Source organism: Lujinxingia vulgaris (assembly GCF_007997005.1).
Lineage (GTDB): Bacteria > Myxococcota_A > Bradymonadia > Bradymonadales > Bradymonadaceae > Lujinxingia.
In genome coordinates, this window is the sequence record NZ_VOSL01000136.1 from 18,586 (window position 1) to 35,874 (window position 17,289).

A 17,289-nucleotide genomic window follows, 5' to 3' on the forward strand; every position below is an offset into this window, starting at 1 on the left:
GGATGCGAGATTGAGCGTGACGAAGCCGGACAAGACGCAAAACGCAGGCGATGCGTTAGCATCGTCGAGGCGTTGCAACGTAGCCCGCGGTGCTCTCAATGCAGCAGACACAGCGTCAACGATAGCTCACAGCGTGATAACGTGACCGCGCCTCTCGGGCCGCCCCCTTCGGGGGGCGGCTTTTTTCATGCGCCGCGCCCGCCCTTCACGCCCATGCCCACCGCCCCCTCGCGTCGCGCACACTCGCCACACCCTCCAGCGTCCTCCCCCCCCTGCTCGCCACACCATCGACGTCGCTTCAAAATTCTGCTTTCCTGTGGCTCCGCTCTCCATGCCTGTTCCCTCACCATCAACGCCCCCCGCACCGGAGCCCGCGATGTCCACGCGTCCCCTCGTCTTTTGCACCCGGCTCACGCTCATCATCGCCCCCCTGGCCGCCCTGGTCGCCTGCTCCAACGACCCCGCTCCGACCGACCTCTCCGCCGACGCCGGCCCCGACGCTCCGCTCACCGACACCGCACCCGACCTCGACGCCTCCGTCGACGCCGACACCGACGCGCCCCCGCTCATCACCGGTGAGCTCGCCATCGACCTGGTCGCCCCCCTGATGGGCACCTCCGGCATCGCCTTCGGCTACGCCGCCCTCAGCCCCGCAGTGCAGGTCCCCTTCGGACTCGCCCGCCTCGGCCCCGACACCTCCATCGCCAACTCCGCCATCCCCTTCCACCACTTCTCCGGCTACCACGGCGACGACACCGACCTCTTCGGCTTCAGCCACCTGCACTTCATCGGCACCGGCGTCGTCGACTACGGCAACCTCCGCGTGCTCCCCTTAACCGACGCCAACGCCCCTCCCGGCCGACACCACACCGCGCTGGCCAGAGACACCGAGGTGGCCTCGCCAGGCTACTACGCCGTCTACCTCCCCGAGGAGGGTGTGCTGGCCGAACTCACCGCCACCGCCCAGGGCGGGCTGCACCGCTACACCTTCGACGAGACCGACACCCCGGCCTTTCTCAACATCAACGCCGGCGCCTCCGTCAGCGGTGACGACGTGATTGAGAGCCAGATCACCCTCGATGGCAACATCCTCCATGGCTACGCCACCCACGCCGGCGCCTACACCGGCCGCACGCGCCCTTTCACCCTCTACTTCGACATCGAGCTCTCCCGCGCACCCGACGACGCCCGCACCTGGCGGGAATTCGCCTTCGACCCCGTCGTCTCCGCCGAGCCCGGCCAGGAGGTCGGCATATCGCTGACCTTCAACGATGCCTCCACCCCCATCGAGCTCCGGGTGGGCCTCTCCCTCGTCGACCACGCCGCAGCCCGCGCCAACCGCCTCGATCAACTCGACGGCCGCTCCTTTGACGAAGTGCACGCCGCCGCACGCGAGCTCTGGCGCGAGAAACTGCACCGTGTTCGGCTCAAGGGCGCCGACGACCACGTCGCCCGAACCTTCTACACCAGCCTCTACAACGCCTACCGCATGCCCTCGCGCCAGAACGGCGCCGACCACCGCTACCGCGGCATCGACGGCGACGTTCACAGCGCAACCACCCACGCCTACTACACCGACCTCTCCCTCTGGGACACCTTCCGCACCCTGCACCCCTGGCTCACCCTCACCGACCCCGACGAGCAACGCGCTGTGCTCCTCTCCATGGAGAAGATGCGCGAACAGGGCGGCTTCTTCCCCCGCTGGCCCGCCGCCATCAGCTACACCAACGGCATGCTCGGCACCTGGGCTGAGGCGCTCTTCGCCGAGGGCGCCCTCAAAGGCATCGAGGGCCCCGATTACAACGCCGCCCTCGAAGGCGTCGTCGAGCTCGCCATGGCCCCGACCCCGGAGGGCCACCCCTACTCCGGACGCCCCGGCATCGAAGACTACATCGCGCTGGGCTTTGTCCCCGACGATCGCCACGGCTCCAGCGTCTCCCGCACCCTGGAGTACGCCTGGGGCGACTTCGCCATCGCGCAGCTCGCCAGACACCTGGGCCAGGACCAGCTCGCCGACAACTTTGACCAACGCGCCCTCTCCTCTGGCAACGTCTTCCACCCCGAAAGCCTCTTCCCACGCCCCCGCAACGCCGACGGTTCCTTCAACCTCGACGCTCCCCCCGAACAGGTCTACATGAGCGGTGGCCCCTTCACCGAAGGCAACGCCTGGCACTGGCGCTTCTACGGCCTGCACTCCCCCGACCACCTCGTCGAACGCTTCGGCGGTCAGGCCCCCCTCTACGAGGCGCTTTTGGCCTTCTTTGAAAACTCTGCCCTGGCCGACGAGCGCCCCGTCGATACCCGCGTCGTCGACACCTACTACTGGCACGGTAACGAACCCGCCATCCACGCCGCCTTACTCTTTCACGCCGCCGGCTCCTACGACCAGCTCGCCCACTGGGTGCGCCAGATCCAGACGCGCCTCTACACCGACGGCCCCCCCGGAAATGACGACGGCGGCACCCTCTCCTCCTGGTACCTCTTCAACGCCCTGGGCATCTACCCCGTCGCCGGCAGCGACCGCTACCTCGCCAGCATCCCGCTCACCCCCTACGCCGAGGTCGACACCGCCGGCGGAACGCTTAAGATCGTCGCCCCCGGCGCCGCGCCCCGAAACCAGCGCGTCCGCGCCCTGACCCTCAACGGCCAGCCCGTCGATCCGGCAAGCCTCACCCACGCCGACCTCCAAAACGCCACCCTGCATTTCGAGCTCGACGACCTCGACGACTAAACCTCCCCCTCCCCGAGCCACTCCCATGCCCATCTCCACACGCACTCTCTCCCCCGCCGACGCCCCCGAACTCGACCGCATCCAGGCACTCGCTTACGGCGACAGACTCCAGGAACCCGCCGACGCCTTGCTCTCCAAAATCGCGCTGGCCCCCGAGTTCTGTTTCGCCATCCCTGCCGATGACAACAACGAGCGCCTCGCTGGCTACCTCCTGGCCCACCCCTGGCTCGCCGATCAAAGCCCCGGCCTGGCTCGCGTCCTCACCGAACTCCCCGAAAACGCCGACGCCCTTCACCTGCACGACCTCGCCGTCGACCCCGCCTGCTCCGGCCGCGGCGTCGCCTCCTCCCTCATCGCCGCGCTGGTCCACGCCGCCACAACCCACGGCTTTGAGCTGATCACCCTTGTCGCCGTACAAGACGCCGCGCCCTTCTGGCAAAAACAGGGATTCCGCCCCCTGCGCCCGGCCGAAGGCTACGATGAAGACGCGGTCTTCATGGAACGCCGCCTCGAGTCTGCTTGAGCGCCCCCCCAACCCACCTGAATGTGCGCAAGATATTTGAAAACATAACATTCCAAACATCACTTCTCGCCAGCAAGAAGTGATGTTTGGACCCCCGACCTCCCATTCTCGCCAGCGAGATCCGCGACTCGGACCCCCGACCTCCCATTCTCGCCAGCGAGATCCGCGACTCGGACCCCCGACCTCCCATTCTCGCCAGCAAGATCCGCTACTCCACGCGCCGACCTCCCGTTCTCGATACCGAGATCCGCTACTCCACGCGCCGACCTAACGTTCTCGCTACCGAGATCCACAACTCCACGCATTGACCTCCCGTTCTCGCTACCGAGATCCACAACTCCACGCATTGACCTCGCGTTCTCGATACCGAGATCCACAACTCCACGCATTGACCTCGTGTTCTCGATACCGAGATCCGCTACTCCACGCGCCGACCTTCACGCCCCGACCCCGAAGACCACATCGCGACATCGAGCTCCGGCCGCCCCACACGCCAGAGCAGCACGTTGGCCACCACCAACACCCCCATCCCCACCAACCCGTTGAGCCCCGTCACCAGCGGAATCGTGCGGTCCAGATAGAGAAACGAAAACGCAAAGGTCGCGTTCAACGTCCCGTGCATCACCGCCGCCACCAGCACCGAGCCCCCCTTGACGGTCACCCAGCTAAAGAGCGGAGAGAGCAGCACGCACCACAGCGTCATCACCCCCACCCCCAACACCGGATGCTCCGGGTAGTTATGCCCCTGCAAGATCAACGGCGCATGCCACACCCCCCACACCGCCCCGATCACCAGCGCGCTCTTCCAGAACCCCATCGGCGCCAGCTCCCTGAGCATCAGGCCGCGCCAGCCCGCCTCCTCCCCAAACGCAAAGACCGCGTTGATCGTCGCCCCGGCCACCAGCCCCTGCACCAGCTGGATCAACAAAAAGAGCAAGGGCGGAAACTGCTCCAGCGCCTGCTCCGCCTTCGCCATCTCATCGGGCGGCAACACGCGGCTCAAAGTCTCAAGCATCCCCCCCATCCCCACATCAAAGCCCACCCCGGGGATCAACAACGCCGCAAAGAGCGCCGCAAACGCCAGCACCACCGGAAGCACCCACCCCACACCCCACCACCGATTGATCGTGAGCCTTATCGCCAGGCTCTCCCTCACTCGCCGCCCCCCCCGCCGATCGACCAGAATCGCGACGATCGCCGGGATCAGCATATAAGGAAGGGCAATGAGCAAGCTCATTGCCCCACCATACTCTACCCCCGCCACGTAAAGCGCGCCGGCCCATCCCCAGCACGCGATGAACGTCCACGTCAGGTAGCGCCTCAGCGCCCCCCCACCCCTCACCTCCGCCTCGTCGCTTTCGGCCACAGCCTTACTCCTCGTTGGTGTCGATCAACGTATAATTAAACGTAAGCAACACGCTGTTCTGCACCTGCGTCTCATCCAGAAGCTGCGGGTCGCTCAGAACCATCAGGCTGTAGGTCAGCCCCATCCAGTCCACAATCGCCACCCGGACCTTGCCCGTCATCCCGATACGCGTCAGCTCAAAGGGGGAGCGGTCCTGGTCATCGTTGTTCAGGAAGGGAACAAGCGCGGTGGCACCCACCCGGTAATCCACGCGCTGCTCCGGGAACTTGCCCTCCACGCCGATGAAGGCCTCCGCACCGGCCTGGTACGCGTTGCTAAGCTCCAGAAGCTCCACATCGTTGGTAGCCGCATCGTCCTGGACCACAAGCACGCCCGCTGCCAACGCTTCACGGGCACCAAAGCCGACACGCAGCGTGGCGCGCACCGCCTCCTGACGCACCGGCTCCAACGCCACACCGGCCGACTGGAAGAGGTTGAGCGGCGTCAACGGGTCAGCCACTCGCAACCGATCGGTAACCTCCCCGTCCACCGTCCCGTCCTCGCGCGTGATCAGGTAACCGGTGGGCTCCGCGCTCACGAGCTCGGTGGCAAACCAGCTCGTCTCCGCGCTCGCACGCGCGTACGGCCCGATCCAGTCGTTGAGCAGGTAGTTATAAATGCTTTCAATCTCGAGCTTGTCGTTGTTCTTCACAAACTCCTGAAGCACCGGTGTGCGCGCCCAGCTGGTGTTGTAGCCCAGCGTATTACGCCATTGATGCTTGCCCGAGAAATAGTCGAGCCCCCCGCTGACCGCTCCGCCCAGCAAAAAGGACGTCCCCTCGTTCTGACCGATCACGTTCTGGTTGGACACCAGGTTGAAGCTGGCCTCCACACCCAGGCTCCCGCTGAAGCCCTGAGGCTGCTCGTTCACATCCAGCGCCTCCTGCCCCACGTACTGCGGCGCATCCGCTTCCTGCGCAAGCGCCCCGCTCGCCAGGGCCATCACCGACAAACCGGCACCAAACGCAACTCCCAACTTCTGCAACTTCAACATCGACTTCTCCACTTCAGGTTGAACGACATGTTCATTCACACACAGCTCCGTTCGTAAAACGCCCGGAGCGAACAACAGACTCATCACGCAGCCCGGCAACGGGCCCGGCACGTACTCGGCCGCCAGCTTAGACACAACATCGCAGAGAACAAGACGCCCCCCCCTGGCAACTCGCTCTGCCACCAACGCCCCCCATCCCCCGACAAACTCAGGCGATCGCCTTAAAGAGATTCGTGACCCGAATCACCGAGAGCGTCTTCCCACTCTCAGCCTGCACGATCTCAACCTCATGGTGAATCAACGTGCGGCTCTTTCGCAGCACTCGCCCCCGCGTCACGATCACCCCCTCGGTAGCGCTGCGCATATGCGAGCCGTTGATCTCAATGCCCACCGGCACACGCTTCGTCAGGTCCAGCTTCCAGCATGCATGCATACTCGCTGCCGACTCCCCCAGCAGCATGCTGATGCCCCCGTGCAAAAGCCCGAAAGGCTGCAAGGCGTGCGGCCCCATCGCCATCGAGAGCGTAATACCCTCGTCATCCACCGCGATAAGCTCCACCCCGTGCACCTCCAGCGCGGTGCCCCGGCGAAGCTCCTGCCACATCGCGCGCCAGGCGTCTTCGCTATGCGCCTCAGCTGCAAAACGTTTTAAGACCTCGGGCTCAGGCATCGTCGCCCTCCTCAAAGTAGGCGCGCACCTGCGCCACATCCTTCTGAATCTGCGCGACCAGCTCCGCCGGCGACGCAAACGCCATCTCCGGGCGCACGTGACGATAAAGCGAGAGCGTCACCTCCTCGCCATACAAATCGAGCTCCGTCTCCATCCCCTCCTCCAACACGAAGGTCTCCACCGTGCGCGCTCCGCCCCCAAAGGTCGGCCGCGTGCCGATATTGGTGATCGCCCGCCACCCCGCACCGTCGCTCCCCACGGCGAGTCGTGTGGCATAGACCCCGTCCGGCGGAAGCGCCATCCCTTCGGCCACCGCCAGGTTTGCCGTCGGAAAGCCCAGCGCGCGCCCCCGCGCCTCCCCGTGCACCACCTCCCCCACCAAACGATGAGGCCGACCCAGTAAGCGGCGAGCCATCGTCAGGTCGCCGGCCGCGACACAGGCACGGACGCGGGTTGAGCTCACCACCTCGCCCTCCACCTCCACCAGCTTCGGGACCACCACCTTCAGCCCGAACTGCTCCCCCTGCTCTCGCAACAACGCCGTCGTCCCCTCCCGGCGATGCCCGAAACGAAAGTCCTCGCCAACCACCACCTCCACCGCCCCCAGCCCTTCGACGAGCACCTCTTCAATAAACGCCTGCGGGCGCATCGAGGCCAGCGCCTGATCAAAGCGCAACGCCACCACCGCCTCCACCCCGTAGCTACCCATCAACGCGTAGCGCTGCGGCGACACGCTGAGCTTTGCCGGTGCAGCCTCCGGTCTGAAAAACGCCACCGGATGCGGATCAAAGGTCATCGCCACAGGCGTCGCCCCCAGCGCCGCGGCCTGCTCCTTGACCTGAGCAAAGATGGCCTGATGCCCCAGATGCATCCCATCAAAGTTGCCAATCGTCACCACCGAGCGCGTCAGCCCGGCGCCGGCCTCCTCGATCGTCGTATAGACTCGCGTCATCTTCTGCTCATCGGTCGTAGGCGGCCCCTTCTGGGCCGCAGGATCGCGCGGAGTGTAATGTTCCACCCTCCCCTCGACAAGGCCGCCGCTCACAGCCCCGGTTGTCCCGCCCCTGACCTCGCGCTAGGCTGCCCCCCGGTTCTTCATCGATGACCCCGTCCCGGGCCTCTGTATGCGCTGTATGCCCCCCCGCACCACCCTCACCCTGCTGACCGGCCTGCTCACGCTCGCCATCGCCGCCCCGGCCAGCGCCCAGTCCAGCGCAGGCTCCGAAAGCGACGACGCCCCGGTGGTCATGCTCTCCGCCGAGGCTGGCGTCGGCCCCGTCGCTGAAGACGTCTTCCTCAACCTGACCCCGCGGCTGACCTTCATCAAACTCCTGCCCGCCCCCCTCTGTGAAGGCGGCGGCACCTGCTCCGCGCTCCTCCACGCCGCGCTGCAAGTTCCCCTGCGTCTGCGCCTCGCGGACCGCGCCCCCGAACAAAACACCCTCCTGCGCGAAGAAGACTGGCTGGAGCTCTCGGACTACCTGCGCATCATCCGTCGCCTGGAGTACGGCACCCTCAACGACCCGCTCTACGTTCGCCTCGGGGAACTCGGCGGCGCCTCGCTCGGAAACGGCACCATCATCGGCGGCTACTACAACGTCATCACCACCGATCATTACCGCCTGGGCCTGCGCGCCCACCTCGACCTCAAGCGCGCCGGCGTTGAACTTCTGGCCAACAACCTCGCCAGCCCCAACCTCTTAGGAGTTCGCGCTCACGCGCGCCCGTCCACCTTCTTTGAGAACGCCCCCCGCGCCCTCGACCGCCTCCAGCTCGGCGCGACCCTCGTCACCGACCTCCGCGCTCCGACCGACCTTGAGCGCAACCCCGACGGCAGCGCCCTGGCCGGCCCCACCCGCGAGCCCCGGGTCGAAAGCTCCCAGCCCACCACTCTTCTCGGCCTTGATCTGCGCGCGAACCTCATCGAGCGCGCGCGCCTCTCGCTGACCCCATACCTCGATCTTAACGCCCACCTCGGCCTGGGAAGCGGACTTCACGCAGGCCTGCTCTGGCGCCAGAACATCGCTGACCCCGTCGAGATCTCCGCGCGCCTCGAATACCGCCGCCTCTCCGGGCGCTACCTCCCCGAATACATCGATCCCCTCTACGAGGTCTCTCGCTTCCAGTCCCTCTCCCCCACCGAGCCCGGCCTGGCCGGTCCCAAACTTCGCGTGGCCCGCTCCACCCCGCCCACCACCCGGCACGGTGCCCAGGCCTGGGTGCAGGCTCGCCTGGCCGGCATCCTCACCCTGAGCGCCGCCTACGAAGACGCCCAGGGCCCGGGCAACGCCGCCCTGCGCGCCCGCGCCGCCCTCCAGCTTGCCGGTCGCCTGCAGCTCGGCGCCTTTTACTACAAAGCCCACCTCGACGGCCCCGCCACCGAGAGCATCACCGAGGGCATCGTCGATCGCGACGGCGCCCTCACCGTCGCCGAGGGCCGCCTGGGGCTCTGGGGGCCCCTCTACGCCCACGCCCAGTACGGTGGCCTCTGGCAACTTCGCGACGACGGCGTCTTCGAGACGGTGCGCCTCTGGAACATCGGCCTGGGCGCCGGCATGAGCTTCTGATGACCCGAACTCGCCAGCACGGCCCCAGCCTTCTTAAACGCGCGCTCCTCTACACCCTGGCGTGTGCCCTGCTCGCCAGCGTCGCGCTCGCCATCTGGCTCTCCCAGCTCAGCGCCCGCGCCCACGCCAACCTCCCTCCCCTGCCTGACCTCCACGCATGGCACCCCGAACGCCCGGCTCACAGCGCCACCGCCGACGGCTGGCCCCTCACCGCCCCGGCCCCACCGCCCCCCCTCACCTACGACGAGCTCCCCCCGCTCCTCATCACCGCCGTGCTCGCCGCAGAAGACGAAGACTTCTTCTCCCACCAGGGCTACAACCCCCGCTCCATCGCCCGCGCCGCCCTCGTCAACCTCCGCGCCGGCGACATCGTGCAAGGAGCGAGCACCATCACCCAGCAGGTCGCCAAACATTTTCTGGACCGCCAGAAGACCACCCACCGCAAAGTCCAGGAACTTCTCCTGGCCCGCCAGCTCGAAGCCCACTACACCAAGCCCGAGATCCTCGCAGCGTACCTGCGCAACGTCTACTTCGGGGAGCAGGCATGGGGCATCACCGCCGCCAGCCACCGCTACTTCCACACCTCCCCCCACAACCTCACCCTGGGCCAGATGGCCATGCTCGCCGGCATCCTCCCCGCGCCCAGCAACTACAACCCGGTGGCCTCCCCCGAACTCGCCACACACAAGCGCAACCGCGTGCTGCGTCGCCTCCACGAGATCGGTGTCATCGACCAGGCCACCTACACTCGCGAGGTCGCAGCCCCGCTAAGCGTCGACGACCTTCCCACATTCGAGGACGCGCTCGCGCTGCGACTTCCCGAGGCCGACGCCGAGGCCCGCCAGGCCCTTGCCACACAGCACCCCGACCTCGACTGGAGCCAGGCCGGAAAACACATCATCACCACCCACCGCCCCGCCCTTCAGGCCCTGGCGCGCCAAGCTCTGCATCGCGGCGTGTACGAGCACGGCCAGCGCCAGGGCTTTCGGGGGCCCCACGCTCGCCAGAAGCCCCCCGCGCGCCCCGACCTGGCCCCGACAGCCGCCGCGAACCTCTTCGATGGAATCAACGCCGGCGATGGGGTGACCCCGGCGCTCGTCCACGAGGTCACCTCCCGCGGCATCCGTCTGCAAACCCCGCACACCGACGTCACCCTCAGCCCCGACGCTCTTGTATGGCTCGGCGGCATCGATCCCCGCACCCACACGCCCCGCGACCCACACGCCTACCTGAAGCGCCTCCACCCCGGCGATCTCGTCCTGCTCCACCGCTCTGGCCCCGACGCGCCCTGGCAGCTCTTCAACGCCCCCCGCGCCGAAGGCGCCCTGCTCCTCCTCGATCACGCAAGCGGCGACATCCTCGCCAGCGTGGGCAGCCACCGCGTCGATCGCAGCGCCTTTAACCGCGCCACCCGCGCCTGCCGCCAGCCCGGAAGCCTCTTTAAAACGATCCTCTTCGCCGAGGCCCTCTCCGGCTCACTCACCCTGGCCACCCCCTTACGCGACATCCCCACCACCGTCGAAACCCGCGGACAGCCCGAAGGCTGGCAGCCCCGCAACGCCGACGCCGACTTCAAAGGCACCATCACCGCCCTCGACGCGCTGGTGTTCAGCCGCAACATCCCTGCCGTTCACCTCTACGAGCGCATCGGCGCCGCCGCACTCATCCGCCGCGCCCGCACCATGGGCGTCGACGCCGAGCTCGACCCCACCGCCTCTCTGGCCCTGGGCGCAAGCTGCGTCACCCTCCTCGACATGGCCCGCACCCACGCCAGCGTCGCCTGCGGGGGCCTGCGCGCGTCGAGCCGCAGCATCGACCGCATCATCGATCGTCAAAGCGGCCGTATCGACGACCGCGGCCACTTCGCCTCCCCCACGGCCTCCGCCCCCGCCCGTCTGGCCCGCATCGCCTCCCCCCTTAACCCTCCCCGGCAGGCCCTGGGCCCCCGCGCCAACGCCCTCCTTCACAGCGCGCTGACCCAGGTCACCACCCGCGGCACCGCCGCCGACCTCCCCAAAGGCTGGCCCCTCATCGCCAAAACCGGCACCACCAACGAGTTCGACGCCTGGATCGCCGCCGCCGATCCCCACCTCACCTTCGTGGTCTGGGTCGGAAGCGACAAAAACACCGAACCCCTGGGCCGCGGCGAACACGGCGGCCGCACCGCCCTCCCCATCCTCTCCGATCTCTACCAGCACCTCGACGACCCCGCCCTCACCTGGCCCGAACGCCCCGTCGAGCTCGACGAAATCCTCATCGACCCCGACACCGGCCTGCGCGCAAGGGGCGGCGAGCCGGGCCAACCCTACCTTTTTGCGCCGGGCACCGCTCCGGGAGAGTTCGCCCCGACCCGCGCATCCCGCCAGATGCTGCGCCTCGACGCGATCCGCTAACGTCAGCGTAGCCTCACTCCTCCACCCGAAACTCAATAATCCCCTGCGCCTCATCACTGCGATCAACGCCCTCCGAGCCCTCTTCACCTCCGGCGCTCGGCGACGCCTCCACCAGCGCCTCCCCGTACACCTGAAGCGTCTCCAGCGCGGTCTGCGCCTCCCCAAGGCGCTCTCCGAACCCGCTCTGCGGCTCCTGCACGCTGTACGAGACGATCACCTCGCCACGCTCCCACTGCCACAGCCGCAGCTCGATCGCCTCCCCCTCCACCTCACCGGCCGCCGAGAGCAGCACCCGCGGACCCTGCTCCGCCTCCGAGACCACAACCTCCGGCGACGATCCGGTCACCGAGCTGGCGAACGCCTCCTTGAGCTGCTTCACATACCCCTCCCCGCCAAACGCCGCTCCTGTCGGGTCGACCAGCTCGGTGGTCCACTGCACCAGCGAACCATCCTCGTGGGTCGCAAACCAGCGCACGTGCACCTCATCGCTCTTCTGCACCGTCCAGCCCTCCAGGGCCTCCAGCGACATCTCCCAGCCCGCCGCCGGATCGATCCACGTGGAGCCCTCCAGCGTCGCCTCCTGAGCCGCCTGCACGTAGCGCTCGTAGGTCGTGGGCACAAAGCGCATCGGCGCCGGTTCCTCCGGCAAAAACGCCACCGCCGCCCCGGCCAGCGCCTTGACCTCATCATCGAGGATCTGCGGATCCTGAGCGCTCTCATAGCTCGTCAGCGCCACGTTGAGCCCCTGCACCGCCACGCGCATCCGCCCGGCGCGCGCCTCACTGCCCAGCCTGGCCAGCAACGCCCGCTCCATCGCCCCGGCCACCTGCTGCGCCTCGTGCGGTGTGCGCCAGGCGGTCAACCACACAAAGGCCTGCCCCGTCTCACCCGGCCCCTCATAGACCCGGTAGCTATCGGCCAGCCACGCCCCGAAGATCGAGCGCGCCTCATGCGCCGGCAGCACCTCTTCGAGCCACACGCTTGTCAGAAGCGGCCCCACCTCCCCGCGGGCAACCTCCTCCCAGCGTCGGGCTTCCTGAACCTTCTCAAAGGCCTCGGGCCACTGCCAGGTCGCCTCCCCGTCGCCCTCCAGCCACCGGTCCGGGCGCACCACCTCCACGCTCCGAGCGGCCCCCTCAACTCGCCCCCACTCCACCCCCGCCCAACCTCGGGCGCGGTAGAGCGCCGCGCCCAACGCCAGCGCCTCGCGCGTCACCGCCGCCCCCAGTCCATCCCCATCACTGCGAAGCAGCGCCCCCACCCCCTCCACGCGCTCCACCAGATCGGGGCGCCTGGCCAGCAACGCCGCATCCACCTTCATCTTCTGAGCCTGCGCCTGCGCCAGCGTCGCCGCAAACATCGGCCCCGCCCCCAGCACCACCTCGCGCGCCAGCCAGCTGTCAACGCTCTGGGCCGGCGCCATCGCCCCGAACACCTCGCCCTCCAACGCCCGACTCGCCGCCACCGCCGCCGCCCACTGCGATGAGGCGCCACCGCCAACCCGACGCACCCGCAATCCGCCATCGAGAAGTTCGGCCGAGGCCCGCGTTCGACTTCGATCCCCCTGCAACCTCAACGCCCCCGCGTCGCCATAAAGCCCCCTGGAGATCCGCACACGCTCGGCCTCCACCGCCTCGGGCACGATCGCCATCGCCCCGATCGCCTCCGCCTCCTCGATCCGCACCGGTACCTCAAAGGCCCGATCGCGCAGCGCGGCAGCCTCGCGCACCACCGCCTCGCCATCACCGCTTGAAACCTCAACCTCGGCGCCACTCTGCTCCCCCTCACCGCCCTCCGAGCTCCCCGGCGTCTCACAGGCGCACAGCCCCGCCACCACCCACGCCGCCAACATCCCTGTCGTCTTCCACTGCATCGCTACTCCCTCCACATCGTCTCAAACTTGCGCGTCGACTCCCTCGCCATGGTGGACCACCATCCCCGCCGGGTCAAAACAACCCTCGCGCTGGCATCGCAAGCCGGCTGCCATTACACTCCCCTCCCCGCCACACTCTCCTCTTCAGGGGCCCACCTTGAGCGCAACCTCACCCACCGATCTTCCCTTCCTCCTCTGGCGCACCCACCGCGGCCCCGACGGCCAGCGTTTCCCCGAGGTCATCGCCACCGACGGCCACACCATCCGCCGCGTCGGCACCCTCGACCGCCAGATCTACCTGCAGATCTTCGAAGCCGAAGACGCCGCCCGAACCCTCGTCACGCGCATCGAAGCCGGGCTCAAGCGCCAGCACGCCGTCATCGGCTACTCCATGATGCAGGGCGACCACCCGGTGGCCATCCGCGTCACAGGAAGCCCCGGAGATCCGGGCTGGCTGGCCTTCCCCGACCGCGGCGCCCTGCCCCCCGAGCTTCGCCCGGCCGACGCCCGCACCACCCTGCCCGCCCTTGCCCGCGATCTTCCCCAGCGCCGCCTGGTGGCCGGCGCCTCCACCCGACGCGGCCACAACACCCTGACCCTGCTCTGCGCCATCGAGGAGCGCGGCTCCGCCCCCGGGCTGGCCATCCTTCCCCACCTCAGCGCCATCACGCTCGTGGCCACGCGCCCCGACGCCGGCGCTCCGGCCGAACTCTCCCTGGGACGCCGCCCCCCTCAACCCTCGACCCAGACCCACGCCAGCGACCACCGCCTCGACTTGCACTTCGAGCTCCCCAACCTCCCCGCCGCCGAACTTCTGGCCGACCCCGCCGTGCGCTTCTGGCTGCGCATCGAACTCAGTCAAACGCTCCTCTGCCTGCCCGCCCGCTGGCGCACCTTCGATCTCGAAATTCGCCCCGACCGACGCCCCTGATCCCCAACCTTGCCCCCCCCGCCACCGTGGTGCTACACCCCGCCTTGCTAAACGTTTTGCGGCGCTTAGCTTCGGCCCACTTTCGTCATCCCGCACCGGCCTCGACGTCTGCGCCGCTCACCCTCGCCCTCCCGACGACGGAGCCTTCATGAACGCCGAGATCTTCCGCGCCTACGACATCCGTGGCATCGCCGACACCGATCTAAACGACGACCTCGTCTGCGACATCGGACGCGCCTTCGCCACCATGGTCACCCGACGCTCGCAGAGCGCCCCGCGCATCGGCATCGGCCGCGACGCGCGCCGCTCCTCCGACCGCATCTTCGACGCCCTCCAGCGTGGCATGCGCGAGGCCGGCGCCCACGTCGTCAGCTTAGGCGTGGTGCCCACCCCGCTCGTCTACTTCGCCGCCCTCACCTCCAAATTCCACGGCGCGGTGCAGATCACCGGCAGCCACAACCCCGGGGAGTACAACGGCTTTAAGATGATGATCGGCAAGGAGACCCTCCACGGAGAGACCATCCAGGAGCTGCGCCGCCTCATCGAAGCCCGCGACTTCACCTCCGGCGACGACTTGAGCTGCTCGGCCATGCCCGATCTTCGCAAAAACTACATCGAGTGGGTCCGCGACAACATCCAGATGGGCGACCGCAAGCTCCACATCGCCGTCGACTCCGGCAACGGCGTCGCCGGCATCATCGCCCCCGAACTGCTGCGCGACGCCATCAACGCCCGCGTCGAAGAACTCTACTCCGAGCCCGACGGCTCCTTCCCCAACCACCACCCTGACCCCACCGTCCCCGAGAACCTCGTCGACCTCATCGACCGCGTCAAAACGCTCGGCTGCGACTTCGGCGTGGCCTACGACGGCGACGGCGACCGCATCGGCGTCGTCGACGAAAAAGGCCAGATCATCTGGGGCGATCGCCTCATGATCCTCTTCGCCCGACAGGTCCTCAAAGACAACCCCGGCGCCACGATCATCGGTGAGGTCAAGTGCTCCCAGACCCTCTTCGACGATATCCAGGCCCATGGCGGCCAGCCGGTAATGGCCCGCGTCGGTCACAGCCTCATCAAAGCCAAGATCCAGGAGACCAACGCGCACCTGGCCGGCGAGATGAGCGGCCACATCTTTTTCAACGACCGCTTCTTTGGTTTTGACGACGCCCTCTACGCCACCTGCCGCCTGGCCGAGATCCTCTCCAACACCGACAAGACCTTAAGTGAGCTCCTGGCAGACGTGCCCCAGACCCACGTCACCCCCGAGATCCGCCGCGACTGCTCCGAGCATCTCAAATTCCGCGTTCCGGGCCTCGTCGCCCAGCACTTCGCCGCCGACTTTGAGACCAACACCATCGACGGCGTCCGCGTCAAATTCCCCCACGGCTGGGGCCTGGTCCGCGCCAGCAACACCCAGCCCGTGCTCGTGATGCGCGCCGAGGGCAACTCCCCGGAGACCCGCGACGCCTACCTCAAGCTTCTTGACGACGCCGTCGCCGAAGCCAAACGACAGCTCGCTCAATAAACCCACAGGCGAACGAGACGTCGCATCAACAAAGAGCCTCCCGGCCAACCCGGGAGGCTCTTTGTGTCTGCAGCGCTCAACGCCACGTCATCCGAAGGTCGACATCTCACACCCGCCAGGGCGCGGTGCGCTCCTCGCGCAACTTCACCAGCAGCGCCGCAAAGCCCTGCACAAGCTCGTGCAGCTCCCCGCTCCCGGCCACCTGCCTCAACATCTTCAACGGAAGCGTCGGCAGCACCTTTAGCGCCATCCCGGTGTTCCCGAAAGGATTGCGCGCCAGGGCCTCCCGCACCTCCAGCCGACGCCACCACGCCGGGTGCCGGGCCACCTCCCACAACAGATCCGGCGTCGTCGGCCGCCTTGCCGCGATCACCAGCACGTCGCGCGTACGGGTATGCGGATTGGCCAACAGCTTGCCGATCACCAGCGGACTCGGATCCATCACCAGGCGCTCCAACAGCCGCCTATCCTGACCCGCTGCCATCATCCGTCGCTCCCCCAGCGTGATCTCCCGATCCAGCGGCAGCCGCACCTCCGGCAACCTCCGCCCGCTGGCCAACGCTCGCACCGGCGGGGCGTCGCGCAAGAGCGCGATCACCGACTCGCGCTCCGAGGTGTACGCCGCCTCAAAGAGCGCCTTCAACGTCGCGTAATGCGCATCCACATCGACGGTCACCAGCCAGAACGACGACGCCAGCATCGCCTCCATCGCGTCGGCGTCGCCCCAGAGCGCCCCGCGAATCAGCTGATCGAGGCACCACACCGCCTCCTCGGCTGCCAGCGCCTCCAGACGCTCGGCGATCGCCGCGGCCCGCATCGGAATCTCCGGCAACCCCACCGCATGGCGCACCATCGCCTCATAGGCCGACGCCAGCGGATCGGGCACCTCACCCGCCCCCGCCGGCATCACCTCCCCGAGATCATCGCCCTGCGAAGAATCCGACATCACTCACTCGCCAGCGGCCACCGGCGCGCCACCACCGGCCTGATCCGCCACAGAGACCTTCAGCCCGAAGCTGCCCCCGTCGAGCACCGTCTGCGGCACCTCGTCCACCACCAGCGTAAAGGGCACCACGCTCTTCGGGTTCACCGACTGGCCGCCGCCACTGACCAAACCGCGCGCATCGTCCACACTCTTCTGTCCGGCGATCTCGGCCACACTCACATCGCCTCCGGCGACCCCGTTGACCTCGCGAAGCGGACGCCCCTCGGCGCTGCTCACCGTCGCGCGCAGCTTCACGTTATGGAAGGACTCCTCGGCGTAGCTGCGCACAAAGCCGCGCACCACCAGCACCTTATCGCTGCGCCCCACATCCACCAGCTGACCGTACACACTCTCCACGACCAGCGGCTCTTCAGGCGCCTGAATAATCGTGGTCTGCGTGGGTTTGGCCCACGCCTCCCTCGGCGTGTACTCGCCATCGCCAAAGGCCACCTCGATCATCTGACCGAACTGCTTGAAGTCTAAAAACCCGCCGTTGAGCGCCGCCACCGTCCCCAGAAAGCCCATCGCCACCAGGCAGACGAGCAAAAGCAGCATCACCACCTTCGAGCCCCCGCTCCCACCGATGCGATGCGGCTCCAGGTCGTCGATCGCATCGAAGTTCGCCGGCGCCGCGGCCACCGGCGCCGGAGCAGCGGCTGCCGGAGCTGCCGCACGCCCGGCCGGAGCGCCCG

At 67.8% G+C, this 17,289-nt stretch carries 13 protein-coding genes and 1 pseudogene; 7 read left to right on the forward strand and 7 right to left on the reverse strand.

Annotated elements, in window-relative coordinates:
* Positions 1-376: 376 nt before the first annotated feature.
* The 3 genes from FRC96_RS18355 to FRC96_RS18365 all read left to right on the forward strand — a co-directional run bounded on the left by FRC96_RS18355 (position 377) and on the right by FRC96_RS18365 (position 3,562).
* The gene (locus FRC96_RS18355; protein WP_230470433.1) at positions 377-2,731 is read left to right on the forward strand and encodes a GH92 family glycosyl hydrolase; all 2,355 of its coding nucleotides are present in this window, start codon (positions 377-379) and stop codon (positions 2,729-2,731) included.
* Positions 2,732-2,756: 25 nt separating this feature from the next.
* A complete protein-coding gene (locus FRC96_RS18360; RefSeq protein ID WP_146976652.1) occupies positions 2,757-3,254 on the forward strand; it encodes a GNAT family N-acetyltransferase in 498 nt (165 codons plus the stop codon).
* An 86-nt stretch (positions 3,255-3,340) separates the two neighbouring features.
* Positions 3,341-3,562: a hypothetical protein gene (locus FRC96_RS18365; protein ID WP_146976654.1), complete on the forward strand. Its 222-nt coding sequence runs from the start codon at positions 3,341-3,343 to the stop codon at positions 3,560-3,562.
* 110 nt (positions 3,563-3,672) lie between these two features.
* Here FRC96_RS18365 and FRC96_RS18370 read toward each other — a convergent pair whose 3' ends face one another.
* The 4 genes from FRC96_RS18370 to FRC96_RS18385 all read right to left on the reverse strand — a co-directional run bounded on the left by FRC96_RS18370 (position 3,673) and on the right by FRC96_RS18385 (position 7,275).
* Entirely contained in the window at positions 3,673-4,491 is an 819-nt protein-coding gene (locus FRC96_RS18370; RefSeq protein WP_146976656.1) for a CPBP family intramembrane glutamic endopeptidase, read from the reverse strand.
* A gap of 133 nt (positions 4,492-4,624) precedes the next feature.
* Entirely contained in the window at positions 4,625-5,692 is a 1,068-nt protein-coding gene (locus tag FRC96_RS18375; RefSeq protein WP_146976658.1) for a DUF3078 domain-containing protein, read from the reverse strand.
* Between the two features lie 169 nt (positions 5,693-5,861).
* On the reverse strand, positions 5,862-6,323 hold the full coding sequence (locus FRC96_RS18380) for a PaaI family thioesterase (RefSeq protein ID WP_230470434.1): 462 nt from the start codon (positions 6,321-6,323) through the stop codon (positions 5,862-5,864).
* Positions 6,316-7,275 (reverse strand): bifunctional riboflavin kinase/FAD synthetase, encoded by a 960-nt coding sequence (locus FRC96_RS18385; protein WP_146976662.1) that lies wholly within the window; start codon positions 7,273-7,275, stop codon positions 6,316-6,318. The genes FRC96_RS18380 and FRC96_RS18385 overlap by 8 nt, the downstream gene beginning before the upstream one ends.
* 172 nt (positions 7,276-7,447) lie before the next feature.
* On the opposite strand from FRC96_RS18385, the gene FRC96_RS18390 reads away from it, so the two are divergent.
* Both FRC96_RS18390 and FRC96_RS18395 read left to right on the forward strand, forming a co-directional pair.
* Positions 7,448-8,890 (forward strand): hypothetical protein, encoded by a 1,443-nt coding sequence (locus FRC96_RS18390; RefSeq protein WP_146976664.1) that lies wholly within the window; start codon positions 7,448-7,450, stop codon positions 8,888-8,890.
* Positions 8,890-11,283: a penicillin-binding protein 1A gene (locus tag FRC96_RS18395; RefSeq protein WP_146976666.1), complete on the forward strand. Its 2,394-nt coding sequence runs from the start codon at positions 8,890-8,892 to the stop codon at positions 11,281-11,283. The genes FRC96_RS18390 and FRC96_RS18395 overlap by 1 nt, the downstream gene beginning before the upstream one ends.
* A gap of 13 nt (positions 11,284-11,296) precedes the next feature.
* On the opposite strand, the gene FRC96_RS18400 is transcribed toward FRC96_RS18395, so the two are convergent.
* Positions 11,297-13,156 carry a hypothetical protein gene (locus FRC96_RS18400; RefSeq protein WP_146976668.1) on the reverse strand — a complete coding sequence of 620 codons (1,860 nt, stop codon included), beginning with the start codon at positions 13,154-13,156 and terminating at the stop codon, positions 11,297-11,299.
* Positions 13,157-13,313: 157 nt separating this feature from the next.
* On the opposite strand from FRC96_RS18400, the gene FRC96_RS18405 reads away from it, so the two are divergent.
* Together FRC96_RS18405 and FRC96_RS18410 are read left to right on the forward strand one after the other, a co-directional pair.
* Positions 13,314-14,087 carry a hypothetical protein gene (locus FRC96_RS18405; protein WP_146976670.1) on the forward strand — a complete coding sequence of 258 codons (774 nt, stop codon included), beginning with the start codon at positions 13,314-13,316 and terminating at the stop codon, positions 14,085-14,087.
* A 148-nt stretch (positions 14,088-14,235) separates the two neighbouring features.
* The gene (locus tag FRC96_RS18410; protein ID WP_146976672.1) at positions 14,236-15,612 is read left to right on the forward strand and encodes a phosphomannomutase/phosphoglucomutase; all 1,377 of its coding nucleotides are present in this window, start codon (positions 14,236-14,238) and stop codon (positions 15,610-15,612) included.
* A 106-nt stretch (positions 15,613-15,718) separates the two neighbouring features.
* Here the strand turns inward: FRC96_RS18410 and FRC96_RS18415 are convergent, their stop codons facing one another.
* A complete protein-coding gene (locus tag FRC96_RS18415) occupies positions 15,719-16,558 on the reverse strand; it encodes a hypothetical protein (RefSeq protein ID WP_146976673.1) in 840 nt (279 codons plus the stop codon).
* A 3-nt stretch (positions 16,559-16,561) separates the two neighbouring features.
* A pseudogene (locus tag FRC96_RS22435) lies at positions 16,562-17,289 on the reverse strand (hypothetical protein); the annotation flags it as partial.

Coding starts and splice junctions, on each gene's coding strand:
- FRC96_RS18355 (WP_230470433.1), top strand. CDS start 377: ATGTCCACGCGTCCCCTCGTCTTTTGCACCCGGCTCACGCTCATCATC.
- FRC96_RS18360 (WP_146976652.1), top strand. CDS start 2,757: ATGCCCATCTCCACACGCACTCTCTCCCCCGCCGACGCCCCCGAACTC.
- FRC96_RS18370 (WP_146976656.1), bottom strand. CDS start 4,491: ATGAGCTTGCTCATTGCCCTTCCTTATATGCTGATCCCGGCGATCGTC.
- FRC96_RS18380 (WP_230470434.1), bottom strand. CDS start 6,323: ATGCCTGAGCCCGAGGTCTTAAAACGTTTTGCAGCTGAGGCGCATAGC.
- FRC96_RS18385 (WP_146976662.1), bottom strand. CDS start 7,275: ATGACGCGAGTCTATACGACGATCGAGGAGGCCGGCGCCGGGCTGACG.
- FRC96_RS18390 (WP_146976664.1), top strand. CDS start 7,448: ATGCGCTGTATGCCCCCCCGCACCACCCTCACCCTGCTGACCGGCCTG.
- FRC96_RS18395 (WP_146976666.1), top strand. CDS start 8,890: ATGACCCGAACTCGCCAGCACGGCCCCAGCCTTCTTAAACGCGCGCTC.
- FRC96_RS18400 (WP_146976668.1), bottom strand. CDS start 13,156: ATGCAGTGGAAGACGACAGGGATGTTGGCGGCGTGGGTGGTGGCGGGG.
- FRC96_RS18410 (WP_146976672.1), top strand. CDS start 14,236: ATGAACGCCGAGATCTTCCGCGCCTACGACATCCGTGGCATCGCCGAC.
- FRC96_RS18415 (WP_146976673.1), bottom strand. CDS start 16,558: ATGTCGGATTCTTCGCAGGGCGATGATCTCGGGGAGGTGATGCCGGCG.